General features: G+C 43.9%; 17 protein-coding genes. 10 read left to right on the top strand and 7 right to left on the bottom strand.

What is annotated here, in order from left to right; all coding sequences use genetic code 11:
* Positions 1-3: 3 nt before the first annotated feature.
* Positions 4-1,947 (bottom strand): DNA primase, encoded by a 1,944-nt coding sequence (gene dnaG / locus MR764_RS05520; protein ID WP_247978404.1) that lies wholly within the window; start codon positions 1,945-1,947, stop codon positions 4-6.
* A gap of 424 nt (positions 1,948-2,371) precedes the next feature.
* Here dnaG and MR764_RS05515 point away from each other — a divergent pair, with 424 nt between their 5' ends.
* Together MR764_RS05515 and MR764_RS05510 are read left to right on the top strand one after the other, a co-directional pair.
* Positions 2,372-3,088 (top strand): NAD-dependent deacylase, encoded by a 717-nt coding sequence (locus tag MR764_RS05515; RefSeq protein ID WP_247978403.1) that lies wholly within the window; start codon positions 2,372-2,374, stop codon positions 3,086-3,088.
* Between the two features lie 10 nt (positions 3,089-3,098).
* Positions 3,099-3,701, top strand: a complete 603-nt coding sequence (locus tag MR764_RS05510; protein ID WP_247978402.1) for a porin family protein — start codon at positions 3,099-3,101, stop codon at positions 3,699-3,701.
* Positions 3,702-3,719: 18 nt separating this feature from the next.
* On the opposite strand, the gene MR764_RS05505 is transcribed toward MR764_RS05510, so the two are convergent.
* Positions 3,720-4,145, bottom strand: a complete 426-nt coding sequence (locus MR764_RS05505; protein ID WP_247978401.1) for a hypothetical protein — start codon at positions 4,143-4,145, stop codon at positions 3,720-3,722.
* Positions 4,146-4,194: 49 nt separating this feature from the next.
* On the opposite strand from MR764_RS05505, the gene MR764_RS05500 reads away from it, so the two are divergent.
* The 4 genes from MR764_RS05500 to MR764_RS05485 are packed head-to-tail and all read left to right on the top strand — an operon-like array spanning position 4,195 to position 6,552.
* Positions 4,195-4,806: a YeeE/YedE thiosulfate transporter family protein gene (locus MR764_RS05500; RefSeq protein ID WP_348773073.1), complete on the top strand. Its 612-nt coding sequence runs from the start codon at positions 4,195-4,197 to the stop codon at positions 4,804-4,806.
* 57 nt (positions 4,807-4,863) lie between these two features.
* Complete coding sequence (locus MR764_RS05495; RefSeq protein ID WP_247978399.1) at positions 4,864-5,466, top strand: YeeE/YedE thiosulfate transporter family protein; 603 nt, start codon at positions 4,864-4,866, stop codon at positions 5,464-5,466.
* A gap of 10 nt (positions 5,467-5,476) precedes the next feature.
* Positions 5,477-6,088 carry a rhodanese-like domain-containing protein gene (locus MR764_RS05490; RefSeq protein WP_247978398.1) on the top strand — a complete coding sequence of 204 codons (612 nt, stop codon included), beginning with the start codon at positions 5,477-5,479 and terminating at the stop codon, positions 6,086-6,088.
* Positions 6,089-6,099: 11 nt separating this feature from the next.
* The gene (locus MR764_RS05485; protein WP_247978397.1) at positions 6,100-6,552 is read left to right on the top strand and encodes a hypothetical protein; all 453 of its coding nucleotides are present in this window, start codon (positions 6,100-6,102) and stop codon (positions 6,550-6,552) included.
* Between the two features lie 13 nt (positions 6,553-6,565).
* On the opposite strand, the gene MR764_RS05480 is transcribed toward MR764_RS05485, so the two are convergent.
* The 3 genes from MR764_RS05480 to MR764_RS05470 form a co-directional block, all read right to left on the bottom strand.
* Positions 6,566-7,609 carry a rhodanese-like domain-containing protein gene (locus tag MR764_RS05480; RefSeq protein WP_247978396.1) on the bottom strand — a complete coding sequence of 348 codons (1,044 nt, stop codon included), beginning with the start codon at positions 7,607-7,609 and terminating at the stop codon, positions 6,566-6,568.
* A 21-nt stretch (positions 7,610-7,630) separates the two neighbouring features.
* Positions 7,631-8,680: a hypothetical protein gene (locus MR764_RS05475; RefSeq protein WP_247978395.1), complete on the bottom strand. Its 1,050-nt coding sequence runs from the start codon at positions 8,678-8,680 to the stop codon at positions 7,631-7,633.
* A 107-nt stretch (positions 8,681-8,787) separates the two neighbouring features.
* A complete protein-coding gene (locus MR764_RS05470) occupies positions 8,788-9,489 on the bottom strand; it encodes a phosphoribosyltransferase family protein (RefSeq protein WP_247978394.1) in 702 nt (233 codons plus the stop codon).
* A 347-nt stretch (positions 9,490-9,836) separates the two neighbouring features.
* Between MR764_RS05470 and MR764_RS05465 the strand changes: the two genes are divergently transcribed.
* The 3 genes from MR764_RS05465 to MR764_RS05455 all read left to right on the top strand — a co-directional run bounded on the left by MR764_RS05465 (position 9,837) and on the right by MR764_RS05455 (position 13,429).
* Complete coding sequence (locus tag MR764_RS05465; protein WP_247978393.1) at positions 9,837-11,369, top strand: SUMF1/EgtB/PvdO family nonheme iron enzyme; 1,533 nt, start codon at positions 9,837-9,839, stop codon at positions 11,367-11,369.
* Between the two features lie 40 nt (positions 11,370-11,409).
* On the top strand, positions 11,410-12,771 hold the full coding sequence (locus MR764_RS05460) for a Gfo/Idh/MocA family oxidoreductase (RefSeq protein WP_247978392.1): 1,362 nt from the start codon (positions 11,410-11,412) through the stop codon (positions 12,769-12,771).
* A gap of 115 nt (positions 12,772-12,886) precedes the next feature.
* Positions 12,887-13,429, top strand: a complete 543-nt coding sequence (locus tag MR764_RS05455; RefSeq protein WP_247978391.1) for a hypothetical protein — start codon at positions 12,887-12,889, stop codon at positions 13,427-13,429.
* Between the two features lie 99 nt (positions 13,430-13,528).
* Here the strand turns inward: MR764_RS05455 and MR764_RS05450 are convergent, their stop codons facing one another.
* Positions 13,529-14,221, bottom strand: coding sequence for a Crp/Fnr family transcriptional regulator (locus MR764_RS05450; RefSeq protein ID WP_247978390.1), 693 nt, complete (start codon positions 14,219-14,221; stop codon positions 13,529-13,531).
* 172 nt (positions 14,222-14,393) lie between these two features.
* Here MR764_RS05450 and MR764_RS05445 point away from each other — a divergent pair, with 172 nt between their 5' ends.
* The gene (locus MR764_RS05445) at positions 14,394-14,600 is read left to right on the top strand and encodes a hypothetical protein (RefSeq protein ID WP_247978389.1); all 207 of its coding nucleotides are present in this window, start codon (positions 14,394-14,396) and stop codon (positions 14,598-14,600) included.
* A gap of 144 nt (positions 14,601-14,744) precedes the next feature.
* On the opposite strand, the gene MR764_RS05440 is transcribed toward MR764_RS05445, so the two are convergent.
* Positions 14,745-15,476, bottom strand: coding sequence for an MBL fold metallo-hydrolase (locus MR764_RS05440; protein ID WP_247978388.1), 732 nt, complete (start codon positions 15,474-15,476; stop codon positions 14,745-14,747).
* Positions 15,477-15,609 lie beyond the last annotated feature (133 nt).

Here is a 15,609-nt window from a genome sequence, read left to right as displayed (position 1 = left end):
GGCTTAACTTATTATTCGGTTCCCCAATTGCATGGTAAGTTCTTTTTCCACACGTTTCAGGTTCATATACATCGATTGTTCTTCAATCACCCGGTCGAAATCTTTGGCAGCGCTTGCCTCTTCAATCGCTTTTTCAATACCCGACAACATGCCTCTCACTTTGTTCAGCTTATACTCGTTTACGATTCGCGGTATGAGTATATCCAGAATGTCTTCCTCCCGCTCGGTAAAGGCCCCGGCTTTTGTCCAGCGTTTACTCTCGATGTATTTATCCGAAAGTAAATCGGTTGCCAGCTTGCTGATTTCTCCGTTAGGATGATAAATAAAGTGTTTCCACGAATCGAAGGCATCGTTTTCGATATTGTCAGCCACGTCGTAAAAGATCTTCTGAAACAAAGGATTTTGCGACACCAGCTCATCTTCTTCGATTTCAGCCACCATAAAGTCTTTCACGCTTACGGCAATCTTCTCGTCGCTTCCTTTTTCCCTGAAATAAATGAGGGCATTGGCATGTTTTAACAGAAACCTCAAAAACTCAAGTTCTTCGGTCTGAAATCCCGAAGGAGTTAAAACCGGAGGAACTTCCATTTTGGGTACCGGACGCACTTGTTGCTCCCGGGTATCTCTCCGTTGAAAATCTCCTTCCTGCTTCTGTTTTTGCCTTCTGACTTCGTTGTACAATACTTCTTCGTCGACACCCAACAGGTTGCTGCAATCTTTGATATAAACCGAGCGGGTAATCGAATCAGGGATAATCGCCACCGAGCGGATCACTTCCGAAATAAGCCTTGCCCGGGCAATCGGATCGTTCTCGGTATCTTTCATCAACAACTGGGTTTTGAAGCGGATAAAATCGGTTTCGTGTTCCTTAATGTAGGAAAGAAAAGCGCTGGCCCCCATTTTCTTGGCAAACGAATCGGGGTCTTCGCCATCGGGCAAAAGCAACACTTTTACATTCATTCCCTCTTCCAGCACCAGGTCGATTCCCCGCAACGAAGCTTTTATTCCGGCTGCATCGCCATCGTAAATAATGGTAATATTGGGCGTGAATCGTCTCACCAAACGAATCTGTTCCACGGTCAAAGCCGTACCCGAAGAGGCCACCACATTCTCAATTCCGGCCTGGTGCATCGACAACACATCGGTGTAACCCTCCACCAGGTAGGCTTTATCAGAACGTGTCATTTCACGTTTGGCCTGATAAATTCCGTATAAAACTTTGCTTTTGTGGTAAATCTCCGATTCCGGAGAATTGAGGTATTTGGCAATTTTCTTATCGTCTTTCAGAATACGGCCCCCAAAAGCGATCACCCTCCCGGCCAGGTTGTGGATCGGGAAAATCACCCGGGCAGCAAAGCGGTCGCGCAACCAGTCGTCGCGTTTAATGGTCAGCCCCGTTTTTTCAAGGTAGTCGATTTTGTACCCTTGTTTCAGAGCAGCATCGGTAAACGGTGTTTTGCCGTCAGGGGCGTAGCCCACTTCGAACTTTTTCATCACATCGTCGCGAAAACTGCGTTCCCTGAAATAACTCAGTCCAATGGTACGTCCTTCGTTTTCTTCCCACAAAAAACGGCTAAAATATTTCTGGGCAAAACCCGACACGATCATTAAACTTTCGCGCTCGTCTTTTAGCTGTTTCTGCTCATCGGTTTCCTCTTCCTCAACAATCTCGATGTTGTATTTTTTAGCCAGCCACTTGAGCGCTTCGGGGTAAGTCAGGTTCTCGTGTTCCATGATGAAGTTCACGGAGTTTCCTCCTTTTCCGCATCCAAAACACTTAAAAATCCCCTTGGCCGGAGAAACCGTAAACGAAGGTGTTTTTTCGTTATGAAACGGACACACGCCCAACATGTTAACCCCTCGTTTTCGAAGTGTCACAAAGTCGGATACCACATCTGATATCTCGGCTGCATCCAGTATTCGCTCTATGGTAGCATGATCGATCACAAGTGCAAATGTAGAGATTTCAAATTAAGATTCCGGTTATTTTTATGAACACCGGGAAGGACGGAAAGTAAAATTCATATGCCGGGAAACACGACAGATACTTCGGGGCGCAAGATAATCCCCTTGGTTCTCTGTACAATCCCCAAGGGGCACAAAACGCGTCCCTATTTTCACAAAAGCATTCCCTTAGGGCACAGGCCGTGCCCCTGTTTTCGGATTTCGATCCCCATGGGGCAGAGAACAAAAAGATTGGGGCACAAACCGTGCCCCTTGTTTCGCAAACCATGTTTCATGGGGCACGGAATAATCCCCTTGGGGCACAAAGCCAAAAGACATGGGCAACCATTACCGACAAGCTTAAAAACATATTTACCCGGAGTAAACCAATGATCCAGGATTCTTTTTCTTCACCGAAATTGTATTTTTGAAGAAACTGAAAATCCTTTTCAAAAAAATGAAAAAACTGGTGGTACTTTCAGGGGCCGGCATGAGCCAGGAGAGCGGATTAAAAACCTTTCGCGACATGGGCGGATTGTGGGAACAATACGATGTTACCGAAGTGGCATCGCCCGAAGCCTGGGAACGCGATCCGGCACTGGTACTTCGTTTTTACAACCAGCGCCGCAAACAACTTTATGAAGTGGAACCGAACGCCGGGCACCTTGGAATTGCCGAATTGGAACAATGGTTTGATGTGGATGTAGTAACACAGAATGTCGACAACCTGCACGAGCGGGCCGGGAGTTCGCGCGTTTTGCATTTGCATGGCGAACTAACAAAAGCCCGCAGCACGATTGATCCTTTCCTGGTTTATGAGCTCGATCATTGGGCGCTCGACCTGGGCGATTTATGTGAAAAAGGCAGTCAGCTCCGTCCGCATATTGTGTGGTTTGGCGAAGCAGTGACTGAAATTCCGAAGGCCATCCGAATTGTTGAGCAAGCCGATATCCTGGTTGTTATCGGAACTTCGCTGGCCGTTTATCCCGCTGCAGGGCTGGTTAATTACGTGCAAAGCGGCACGCCGGTTTTTGTGATCGACCCGGGCAAACCTGCCATTCACCAACCCAATGTCTTTTATATTCAGGAAAAAGCCGGCAAAGGAGTGGAGTTACTAAAAGAAGAACTCAAAAAATTAATGTAACTTGGCATTAATGAACAAGAATCTAGTCATCCTGATCTTTTTGCTGGCAACAAACCTTTCATTTGCCCAGCGTTTCGATGCGGGCCTGATTGCCGGGTTCAACGGAACTCAGGTGGAAGGTGACGCTTTCAAAGGCTACCACAAAGTAGGCCTTTTGGCCGGGATTTTTGTACAAACCGACATCGCCCCCGCTATCTCTGCCGGTGTTGAAATCAAATATTCACAAAAAGGATCGAGACGAAATTTCAATCCAAAAACCAACGAGGATCAATACATTATGCGGCTCGGCTATGTTGAAGTTCCGGTATTCCTGGCCTTTCGAACCAACGACAAAAGCATGATTATCGGCGGAATTTCACCGGGAGTGCTGATCCACTCGCGCGAAATTATCGGAGTTGATGATGTCGACGATCCGAACAAAACACCATTCAAAGAATTCGATCTTCAACCGTTTGCCGGGTTTCAGTTCGATTTTCTGGAGCGCATGTCAGTCGATCTGAGGTTTGCGCTTTCGGTAGTACCGGTGCGTAATAAACCCGAAGCTACCACATCGTACTGGCTTAACAACCAATTCAACAACGTAATTTCGCTGGCCTTGTATTACCGATTGTAAATTTGTCGGTAGTCGCGATCAGCTGTTGACCATCCATTTCGAAAACACATCGAGGTAATTCCAGAACGACAGTACCACATTCTCGGGCAAATCCAGCTTTTTGAGCACTTCGCGGTAACAATTCAACCACTCAATACGGGCTTCGGCCGTAATCTGAAATGGCCGGTGCCGACGATTCATTTGTGGCAAACCCCGGTTTTGGTTAAAATAATCGGGGCCTCCGCAAATTTGAATAAAAAAATCGGCGGCGTGTTCCTTTGCCTTTTCCAGCGCTATCGGATTTTTGGGAAACAGGTGTTTTATCGGGCTCTGCACCAACAAATCGTAATGATCGCTCACCAGTTTTCGCATTCCCTCTTCCTTTAATAAAACAAGCAGCTCGTGCGATGGCATGGGTACATTGGGCCGTACACCCGGAAAATATTTACTGATTTCGAAGTTCATTTAATTTTTGTGTTTGCAAGAAAAAACAAAGAAAGCCTAAAGATGTTGAATAGATTTTACGGAAATAGCAGATAATTTCCCGAATAAAAAACAAAGCGCCAGTCTCAGTTGTATTAATAGCAAAACCGATTTTACTCAAACAGCAGGTATGAAACGTAAAAAGTATATGAATCCCTACCTTGCAGGAATTATGCTTGGTTTAGTGTTGTTATCCGCCATGTTTTTTTCGGGGCGGGGCCTGGGCGCCAGTGGCGGGCTCAAATATGCTGTTGTGGCAACTGTTGAAGCCATCCACCCTCAGCATGTGCGGGAATCGCAGTATTACAGTAAATATTTTGAAAACGGGGAACATCCGTTAACAAACTGGCTGGCACTCGAAGTGCTGGGCATGTTCCTCGGGGGCTTTCTTTCAGGAGCGTTCTCGGGACGACTTACCTTTAAAATTGAAAAATCGCCGAAAATATCAAATTCCAAGCGTCTGCTCTTTGCTTTTCTAGGAGGCGTATTTTTTGTGTACGGGGCACAACTGGCCCGGGGATGTACCAGCGGCGCAGCACTTTCCGGAATGGCAGTACTGTCAGTTGCAGGTTTTCTGACCATGATCTACATTTTTGGATCGGCCTTCCTTTTTTCCTGGTTTTTTAGAAAATTATGGATCTGAAAAGTAACTGCAATGACGAGATATGTTCATAATCACAACATTCAAGACACATAAAATATGGGGCCAATATCGCTTTTAACAACAATGCCGGAGTGGGTCAATTTACTCATCGCATTTCTGATCGGTACCGGGTTTGGATTTGCACTGGAGCAGGCCGGTTTTTCTTCGAGCCGAAAACTGGCTGGCATGTTCTATGGCTACGACACTACTGTTTTGAAGGTATTCTTCACCGCCGCAATTGTTGCATTGGTGGGTTCTCAGTTCCTGAGTTACTTTGGATACCTGAATCTTCAGCTGGTGTATGTTAATCCGTATTATGTTTGGGCGGCTTTGGTTGGAGGTGTTATTATGGGAGCCGGATTTATTATGGGCGGGTTTTGCCCCGGCACGGGTATCAGCGCACTGTCGATCGGGAAAATCGATGCCTTATTCTTCCTCGTCGGCGGGCTCACCGGCGCGTTTCTTTTTGCAGAAACCTATCCTTTTATTCAAAACCTGGCAAACAGCCATTACAAAGGACCTGTTCGTATTGACGAATGGATGAACCTTTCTCCGGGAATGTTTACCCTGATTTTGATTTTAATCGCGGTATTCCTGTTCTGGATCGCTGAAAAAGCAGAAAAGAAATTTAAACGTCCCGAAATTTCAAATGAAATTTAAAATACGGAATATGACACCACGTTTAAACATCGCTATATTATTGTTGGGCTTGGGGACAATACTGGCTTTTCTCCCCTACAATCCGTCCAAAACGTTTCGGCTGCAGCCCGATGAACTGTTGGCGATGTCGCTCAACGACGAAAGTTATTTATCGGTTGATCAGGTTGCCCGTTTTATAAACAACGAAGACACCAGCATACAACTGATCGATCTTCGAACCGATGCTGAATTTATGGAATGTAACATTCCGGGATCCATCAACATCCCGTTTAACGATTTGCTAAATCCGGACTGGGAAGGTTATCTCAACCAAAAAAAAGTAAAGAATATATTCTATTCGAACGACGATCAGAATGCTTCACTGGCGTGGACCATCGTTTCGGGATTGGGATACGAAAACAACTTTATGATGCGGGGAGGAATGAACGAGTGGTTCAGAACGGTGATGCTGAGTAAGTTTGAAGGAGAACATATTTCGGCCCGGGAAAATGTACTTTTTGAAAACCGGTTAAAAGCCCGCCGCACCTTCACCCAAATCAACAGCTTACCCGATAGTTTAAAACGCCAGTACCTGGAAGCCAAACGACTGGAAGAATCTCAACTGGACGGAGGCTGCGAATAAATATCAATTGTATGGGAAATTTAAAAGTATCAACCGCTATTATAGCCGCTCTGACCCTTTTGCTGATTATGGTCTTGCTTCGTTCTTTTAACGAAAACCTGTTTACCCGCAACGTGGAGGATGCAATATCTGTAGTCAAAAATAAAACGATCAGCATACAGCATTTAGCCGATTTCCAACACCCCTATCAGGTGGTGAACCTTGACGGAGACTCGACAAAATTTAAAAACGCGTGGCCGATTCCGCTCAAAGATATTTTGCTTCCCGAAAACCGTAAGAAACTTAATACCGCCGAGAATGATCTTCTTCTGTATTCCGAAAATCCTGCAACTTCGGCAAAAGCCTGGGTTATATTGAATCAACTGGGCATAGAGCGGATATTTATTTTATCGGACGATACAAACCCGGAGGTATTAAAATACAAATTCCAGCCCGACACAATGATCAGACTGGAATCGAATTAAGTAACAATAAAAACTAATTCTTTGTATACGGAAAATCTTCTATTTCTTCTTCGGTGAAAGGCATCCACGACAATGTGCTTTCCTCTTCTTTCATTTTATCGTACATAAAAGCATTGTTCCCGAAAGTGAGCGTTTTGGCATTGTAGCCAAACAAGCGCAAATAAGCGGTAACAAAGCTCGAATTATGCCCGGTGTTGCAATACACGACCACGTCTTTATCGCGGGGAATGGTTTGCATTTCAGTAACAATCCCGAGGGTTCCGCCAGGTTTGTAACGTACCGCGCCGGGAATGTGCCCTGATTCGTATTTATCTTTTCGCTCGTAGTTAATGGTGTAATAATGCGCAGGATCTTCAAACACCTCTTCAGCCGTGATGAGAGCATCAGCATATCCTTCTGCAAACAAGGTCTTCACCCGCTCCTGCAACAAAGCTTCACCAGTGCTTTCTCCGGCATTCAATTCCGGAAAATCACCTGCCGGATTACCCGGATTCTCTTTGGTTTCCAACTGACCCTGATAATCGGATGATATATTGGCCAGCCAGGCATCTTCTGCAAAATCCCTGTTCCAACCACTCATCCCCCAGCGCATCGAATAAACATTACCATAACCTTCAAGCCTCAGCAAAGAAGTGGCATAGCTCGAAATTTGACCCGAGTAACAAACCAAAATAATCTTATCGTATTCGAAAGGTTTTATCTGCTTGGTAAAATAATCAGGTATCGCGGTAAAGTCAACATTTACGGCGCCCTTAATATGGCCGCCAGCAAATGTTTTGGGCCTGCGAATATCGATGATCAGGTTATTCCCGTTCAGTTCTTCATATACTGCCGAAGGTTTGATCAACGAAGGGAAATTTCGGCTGTTTACATAGTCTCCCAGTTCATTTAATGTGGAAAGCAGCATTTTTGCTTCAGCGTTGATCTCCACTTTTGGAGCATTTGTATCCAACTTAATGCTGGCTTCCGCGCTTGGCTTTTTTCCACCTGAACATGCAACTACAGCAGCAACAAATACAACAAATAAGGTTTTTAAAATCGATTGATGTAGAATCATATTTTTCAGCAATAAAATAGTCTAGCTTTTACTTTCCACCGGGTTCATGTCTTTATCGTAACGCAGTGTTTCCGTTCGACGGCCTTGTTCGTCGTATTTGTATTCAACAATGGCGACACCGTTGTCCGGATGGTTCACCACGTTTTTATTGGCATCCATCGAAATACTTTTCACCACAGCGCCGTGCTCATCGTATTCGTTGCGGGTTACCGGAATATTTTTCCCTCCCCACAACTCATCATCCTGATCATACACCACAGTTTCCAAAACATTGCCGTTTTCATCCACCGAATTCTCTCTTTTTGCCCATCCCCAATACAGGTTCGACAATTGCCCTGTGGTACTGTGCACCGAGAAACTCAGCACATCGCCTTTCTCATTGTTCTTAAAAGTAAAATAGGAAACGCCTACATCGCCGCAATTCTCCGCAGTACAATTGTAAAGCGTATCAGCTTCGAAGTTGGCCATTCGGGTTATGTAGCCGTTATCGTCATATGAAAAACGAAGCTCGTAAAAGGGACAAAACGGATTCATAATCGTTTCCTCACCGGCTAAGTTATAGCGCAATTCCCTGATCATTCCATCGGGTAATCTTGTCCACACATAATTGTGAATGTTGTTGCGGTTTTCGATGGCTTCTCCGTTTTTGTCCAGGAAACGCATAGCAGTTCTCATTCCTTCTTGGTCAAGCGTGTACTCGAATGCATAAGCGCCACCATTCTCTATGGGCTCGCCGGCTTCGTTAAAGAAATGTTTAACCTGCTTATCCCCGTCATAGGTATACGTGATTTTCGCTGCCCACAGGTTCGAATAGCCCAACAAAACGCCGCCACGATTATATTCAACCGAAGCAAGTTTACCTGCTTCATTCCAGGTAAATTTATAATTGTTTACTGTTTTTGCTTCTTCTTCTGAAAGTGGATAAGTTCCGCGTTCCAAATCCCACGGTGTCTCGCTAAACAACAACTGCCGGTAATATTTTACATTCTCCTGTTCGGCAACAGGCTTTTGAGTACAGGAATACATTCCTGACACCATTATAACCAAGATAAATAAATACCTGATGTTCATCTTTTATCGTTTTAAATGAATAATTACTGTGTGGTGTTGAAATAACACTTTCCGGAATAGATTGTTTAGTAATGAATGGTTGGACTCTGCGATTATAACGCCAAATATTAAAAATCGGCAAAAGCCAGAGTGGCAATACTAACTTTCACTCCCTCTATCTTTAACAGTTGGTAAGCACAGGCTTCGAGGGTCGATCCGGTGGTAACCACATCATCCACCAGCAAAACATGCTTCCCTGTAAATTCTTCCGGACGGTGAATGTCAAAAATTCCTTCAACGTTTTGCCAGCGCTCAAAACGGCTCTTGCGGGTTTGCGTTTTGGTAAACACCTTTCGGTAAAGGTTATCCGACGACACAGGTTTCGCCAAAGCTTCCGCCATTCCCCGCGCAATGTAAAGACACTGATTGTAGCCCCGCTTTTTTTCTTTCCTGGGGTGAAGCGGAACCGGAACCAGAACATCTGCCGCTGCAAACCGTTCGCTTTCCGCAAGGCGGTATCCGAATTTTCTTCCGGTTTCAACACCCAGTTCTTTCTGCCCTTTGTATTTAATAAAATGAATCAGTTGCTGGTAGCGACTTCCTTTTTTATAGGCATAAAAAGCAGTCGCGCCATCAATATTCACTCTTCCCCAGAACAATTGCTCCACCTTGTTTTCATCATGTAAATGGAAATTCGTAACCGGTAAATCGTACCAGCATTTCAGGCAAAGAAACTTTTCCTGCGAAACCAGTCGTTCGCCACAGGTTACACAAAGCGATGGAAAAAATAATTCAACGATGTCGGAAACACTATGCCTGAGTTTGTTCATAGCAATAAGTTACAAAATAATTCCAGATCCGTTTAACACAATTTAGCGATTGTTCGGTAGTTTCTTAATTAATTTTTAATCCTTTTGTAATCAAGCACTAACACAATTTCAACATTTTGGTTATACCTTGCCCTAACAATTATTTCCCTTTATCTCTCTTGTATTCCTATCGGGAACTATCCAGAGGTTGTCGTTTCCGGCAACCTTTTCATCTTTATGGCCAGTTAAACAACAAATAAAATATCTGGTCTGCTACAAATAATCAAATACAGAACAGTTGGGAAAGATAAAATAGTTAATTTAGGGCCACTTAAATCAATCGATAATACCTGATAAATTATTACCAGATGTTCAACAAATTTGGCAATTACCTTAAAAAGAAGCTCTTACTTGTTCTTTTCCTTGGCTTTGTGGTTGGAATCCTGATCACAATTTATGCGAATAAAGCTATTGAAGCTACGTCGACACCGGAATCGTGTGAAATGTGTCATGTACATCCACACGTAACTGATTCGTGGAAACTTTCCGTGCATCACGACACCCGCGTCGGAATAAAAATTGGTTGTGTTGACTGCCATTTACCGCCCAAAGGACAAGGTTATTTTAAAGAAAAAATCAAAGCTTCGGCCCGCGATCTTTACGGTTATGTGTTTAAAGACTCGGCCGATTTTAACTGGGAAGCAAAATCCAGCCTCGAACAGGCGCAACACCATGTATTTGAAGCCTCGTGTGTTAAATGCCATTCGAATCTTTTCCCGCTAACGCTTTCGCAGAAGGGACAGGATGCCCACTTATATTACAGTCAAAACGAAAAAGAACTGAGATGCATCAACTGCCATCTCAATGTGGGGCACTACGACCCCAAAGCTTTACATGCTAAAAATGTTGAGTTTGGAAGCACGGGCGCTGAAAACCTGGAGAAATTTACCGAGGCAGCGAAAGTTACAGGTTTGGAAGATTTTACCGAAACCATCCCGGCAACTACAATTTCCTTCAACATGAAAGCCATTCCTGGCGGTAGTTTCAAAATCGGTAGCCCCGATAACGAACAAATGCGCGAAGCAGACGAAGGTCCGCAAAAAACAGTAAATATCAGTCCTTTCTTTATGGCTGAAGTAGAGGTAACCTGGAACGAATACCTCGCTTTCTACACGGCTACAGCAACCGAAGGAAGAACTTCGGATACAGAAGGAACACGCGCCAGCGGCGACGTAGATGCGATTTCAGGACCAACTCCGCCATACGGACAACCCGATCAAAACTGGGGCATGGGAACCCGCCCGGCGATTACCATGAGTTACCATTCAGCTGAAACCTACTGCAAATGGTTATCACAGGTAACCGGCAAAACTTATCGACTGCCAACCGAAGCAGAATGGGAATACGCGGCACGAAGCGGCACTGAAACACCTTATTTCTTTGCAGGAAATCCAAAAGACTTTGGCAAAAAAGGATTCCTGGGAGGATTATTCGGAAAAAGCAGCGATGCTATCAACGAATTCGTGATCTACGAAAAGAACAGCGGACTGAAAACCGGAACACCCGAAGAAGTGGAAGCCAATCCATTTGGGCTGAAAAACATGCTTGGAAATGCTGCTGAATACTGTCTCGACTGGTATGCTGAAGACAGCTACACCAAACTCCAGGACGGAGCTACCGACCCCAAAGGTCCGGCTTCAGGAGAAGAAAGAGTGGTAAGAGGAGGAACTTTCAAAAGTCCGGTTGGCGAAGTCCGAAGCGCTGCACGTGATCATACGCAAAGTGTGGCATGGTTAAAAACAGATCCGCAAATACCAAAAAGTATCTGGTGGCTATCCGACTGTAATTACATCAGCTTCAGGGTAGTTTGTGAATTCGACGAAAATACAGGTAAAAAATAAACATAACTCTATTCCTAAATTACAACTAAAATTTATCATCATGAGTGAAAATAATTTTTCGAGAAGAAGGTTTTTGACCGGAGCAGCTATGGTCGGTGCAGCCAGTGCCATGGGAGTAGGAACCATTACATCCTGTTCATCAGGAGGTGGAGAAGGCTCAGCAGCCGGAGTGTCTTACGATTGGGAACCAAGGGAATACAATTTCCCGCCAATGTTAGATGAAGTTCCGGCAGGAACAGAACTTAAAGCCGGTGTAATCGGATGCGGAGGTCGGGGTACCGGTGCAGCCATTAATTTCCTTGAAGCCGGTGGATCTACAGTAACCATTACTGCACTTGGAGACGTTTTTCAGGATCGCCTTGACAGTTGCCGCGATAAAATTAAAAACGAAAAAGGCGTTGAAGTTCCTGCAGAAAACTGCTTTGTTGGTTTTGATGCTTTCGAAAAAGTAATTGACTCGGGTGTAGACATTGTAATTTTGGCTACTCCTCCGAAATTCCGTCCCGAACAATTTGCGGCTGCTGTAAAAGCGCGCAAACATGTATTCATGGAAAAACCCGTTGCTGTTGACACTGCAGGTGTTCGCCAGGTACTTGCCGCTGCAAAAATGGCTGACAGCCTGGGCCTGAAAGTGGTTACCGGAACACAACGTCGCCACCAGCACAAATACCAGAGTATCTACAAAGAATTGAGCAACAACGCCATCGGACGACTGGTTACAGCTGAAGTTTACTGGAATGGTGGTCAGTTGTGGTACCGTGATAAAAATCCGAACTGGAGTGAAATGGAATGGATGATCCGCGACTGGGTGAACTGGTGCTGGTTATCAGGCGACCACATTGTTGAACAACACGTACATAACATCGACGTTGCCAACTGGTTCTTTGGAAAACACCCGGTAAAAGCGCTCGGTTTTGGTTCGCGCCAACGTCGCCCCACCGGAGACCAGTTCGATAACTTTGCCGTTGATTTTGTTCTGGATGATGACAGACATCTTTTAAGTACTTGTCGTCAGATCAACGGATGTGCCAACGCAGTAAACGAACTTTTCCACGGAACAAAAGGACATTCATTCACCTCACAGGGAGGTACTGCAAAAATTACCGACCTTCAGGGCAACGAACTGTTTAGTTTCGAAGATCATGAAACCAGTCCGTACGTTCAGGAGCACAAAAACCTGATTACCTGTATCCGCCAGAACATTCCGTTTAACGAAGCTGAAGAAACAGCTAATTCGGTAATGACAGCTATTATGGGCCGTGTTTCTGCTTACACCGGAAAAGAAGTAACCTGGGACGAAATGATGAACTCTGACATGAAACTGGGTCCTGACACCTACATCATGGGAGACATTGGTTTTATTGCCAATGCAACTGTACCCGTTCCCGGATCTGCCGACTAATTTCAATTGCGAAATCAGATATAAAACCTTCGGTTAACTGCCGAAGGTTTTTTTTGGCACCATACTTGATTAAAAAACTATCAAAACATATTATTCATCAGAAAATCATTAAGACATGAAAAAGCTAGCAAACATTTTTTTACTCGCAGCAGCCCTGATAATCAGCGCCTGCGAAGGACCGGTTGGCCCTCCCGGACTTCCCGGGGAAGATGGTTATAATTTTATCGGTACCGTGTTTGAAATGGAAAACATCGATTTCAATTCAGGAAACGGATACAGCGTGATCGAAGATTTTCCAAGCAATGTTACAGTATACAACAGCGATGTAGTACTGGTGTACATCTTATGGGAACAGGATAATGGCCTGGATGTTTGGCGGTTAATGCCTCAAACAGTAGTCTTAGACGAAGGTGTCATTCAGTACAATTATGATTATACTCTCGAAAATGTGCGGGTATTCCTTGAATTCACCATCCCTGAAGAACAGCTGCAAGCAGGAGAAACAGATAATCAAATCTTCAGGGTAGCCATCCTTCCTGCTGAATTTGCGTCAAGGAAAGATGTCGATATAAATGACATCAACACGGTTATCAATGCGCCAAATATTCAAATGAAAGATCTTGGCACACTTGACGTGAAAACCAATATCATGAATTAACCATCAGCATCAAAATACTTCAAGGCCATCCGGAGTTCCCGGGTGGCTTTTTTTATGCCTTATGTTCTTTTGAAATTTCTGAATGATTATGAGCGACGATTAACCTTTTCGCTGAATTTCTTCCAGCTTCTTTTCATCAACAATCGTAACCTTACTTTTTTCAACCCGAATGATACCGGCATCCTGAAATTCCTTTAGCAAACGAGCTACACTTTCGCGTGAAGTCCCAATCAATGCCGCGAGTTCCTGTTTGGTAATGTTCAGGTTAAAAGGATTTTCACCATAAACCTGGTTTTTGAAATAAAACAGCGAATTGGCCAGCCGCCCTGGAACCTGCTGCTGAATATTGTTTACCAGCCGTTCGAAATAATTCATTTCATCGTTCACAATGTATTGAATCACCTCCGACGCAAACTGCCCGTTCTTTTTAAGCAGCAAGCCAAATACCTCGGCATCGATAAAACATACTTTCGAAGGTGTAATAGCAGTGGCTGAAACACTGTTTTGGCGACTCCTCTTGTTTAAATTATTTAACGCCAGGTAAGCTCCTTCTTTATGAATGCTAAGAATATAATCCTTGTCACCTATCCCCTTTTTGCTAAGCTTTACAAAACCTTCCCTAATATATACCACATGATGCGCTGGCGTGCCCTCCTTAAAAATCAGCTCGCCCTTTTTGAATTCTGTCTGCAGACATCCCCTTCCTAACTCACAGAGCTCTTCCTCATTTAAAATCGATACCATATTCGATTTAATATTACAATTTAAGCAGGCATCGTATTTTATTTCCATCGTTCAATTTATTATCAAAATGTTGCAATTATCACACTTTCAAGTGTGTCCCATCACGTATTTACACCTTTAACATCTCATGTACAAAGCAAATATATCATATTTATTTATGAACATATGTTATTTTCAATTCTTTTCTTTGTTATAAGAAACAATCTTAATACTTCGAGTCATGAAAAAAATTTTTGTTTTAACCTGCTACAACCTCGCGCTCTGGGGAATCCTTGGATTCTTTGCCACGCTGCTGCTTGGCTTTTTATCGTGCTGCGCCCATCTTTCTGAAAACTTCTTTTACGGTTTTCTGGTGATCTTTGCACTAGTCGGACTCATTGCCACCTCTTTTTGCGTTTCACGGGGATGCAAAAAAGCAGCAAAATAGCATTGATGCAAATAAACTATACGATTCTCAGAGGAATTGGTTTACTGAGCTGCAAGTGGCAAAACATATCACCACACTGTATTAGCGAGTGATTTTATTGGCTGAATACAACTTCTGCCCACCTATTCGCTTTTCTGCAAAAAATCAATTCAACTTTCTAATTCTGATGTCAATATCCTTGTCGTTTTCCATTAACTTGAGCAGTTCGTTGGTGTCGGTTTCTCCGAAATGATACGGATATAAAACTTTAGGATGAAACATACGAGCTGCAGCTGCACACATTTCCGGAGTCATGGTATAGGGTAAATTCATTGGCAGAAAAGCAATATCGATGTCTTTCACGTTGGCCATTTCAGGGATATTTTCGGTATCGCCGGCTATGTACACTTTTTTATCGGCAAAGCGAATGACATAACCGTTGCCCCGGCCTTTGGGATGAAACGGCATCCCTTCCGACCGCATTTGTTTAATATTATACGCCGGCACTGCTTCAACCGTTATTGTTCCAAATACTTTGGTATCGCCGTTCTTCATTACATCGGTTCCGGTATATTTATCAGAGCAGCTCTCTGTCAGCACAACATGGGTCGATTCTTTTTTAATCGCATCAATCGCTTTTGGATCGAGGTGATCGCCGTGCTCGTGCGTAATCAGCACTAAATCGGCTTTGGGCATGGTTTCATAGTCGGTAAACCACGATACCGGATCAACATGAATGACCATCCCGTTAAACTCCATCATTAACGTTCCGTGCCCGATAAAAGATATTTTCAACTCGCCTGCCGAGGTTTGAAAAACATCTTTTTCAAATTCACTTGCAGTCGATTGCACACCTGTCAGAACAATAAAAATCCAAAATATTACATGCTTTTTCATATTCAACGGTTTTTTTATTCCTTACTAATTTAACCATAATTTGGCTATCTTGCATGCCGTTTAAAGTCTAAATAAATTATCTAATAAACTATGAATGGCGACGAACTTCAACTACATACTGTTGACATTCGCT

This window comes from Maribellus sp. YY47, from assembly GCF_023111095.1.
GTDB lineage: Bacteria > Bacteroidota > Bacteroidia > Bacteroidales > Prolixibacteraceae > Draconibacterium.
This window is presented reverse-complemented; position numbering and strand designations above follow the sequence as displayed.

Coding starts and splice junctions, on each gene's coding strand:
- MR764_RS05440 (WP_247978388.1), bottom strand. CDS start 15,476: ATGAAAAAGCATGTAATATTTTGGATTTTTATTGTTCTGACAGGTGTG.
- MR764_RS05480 (WP_247978396.1), bottom strand. CDS start 7,609: ATGATTCTACATCAATCGATTTTAAAAACCTTATTTGTTGTATTTGTT.
- MR764_RS05485 (WP_247978397.1), top strand. CDS start 6,100: ATGGGAAATTTAAAAGTATCAACCGCTATTATAGCCGCTCTGACCCTT.
- MR764_RS05465 (WP_247978393.1), top strand. CDS start 9,837: ATGTTCAACAAATTTGGCAATTACCTTAAAAAGAAGCTCTTACTTGTT.
- MR764_RS05455 (WP_247978391.1), top strand. CDS start 12,887: ATGAAAAAGCTAGCAAACATTTTTTTACTCGCAGCAGCCCTGATAATC.
- MR764_RS05510 (WP_247978402.1), top strand. CDS start 3,099: ATGAACAAGAATCTAGTCATCCTGATCTTTTTGCTGGCAACAAACCTT.
- MR764_RS05445 (WP_247978389.1), top strand. CDS start 14,394: ATGAAAAAAATTTTTGTTTTAACCTGCTACAACCTCGCGCTCTGGGGA.
- MR764_RS05495 (WP_247978399.1), top strand. CDS start 4,864: ATGGGGCCAATATCGCTTTTAACAACAATGCCGGAGTGGGTCAATTTA.
- MR764_RS05470 (WP_247978394.1), bottom strand. CDS start 9,489: ATGAACAAACTCAGGCATAGTGTTTCCGACATCGTTGAATTATTTTTT.
- MR764_RS05490 (WP_247978398.1), top strand. CDS start 5,477: ATGACACCACGTTTAAACATCGCTATATTATTGTTGGGCTTGGGGACA.
- MR764_RS05505 (WP_247978401.1), bottom strand. CDS start 4,145: ATGAACTTCGAAATCAGTAAATATTTTCCGGGTGTACGGCCCAATGTA.
- MR764_RS05460 (WP_247978392.1), top strand. CDS start 11,410: ATGAGTGAAAATAATTTTTCGAGAAGAAGGTTTTTGACCGGAGCAGCT.
- MR764_RS05475 (WP_247978395.1), bottom strand. CDS start 8,680: ATGAACATCAGGTATTTATTTATCTTGGTTATAATGGTGTCAGGAATG.
- MR764_RS05450 (WP_247978390.1), bottom strand. CDS start 14,221: ATGGAAATAAAATACGATGCCTGCTTAAATTGTAATATTAAATCGAAT.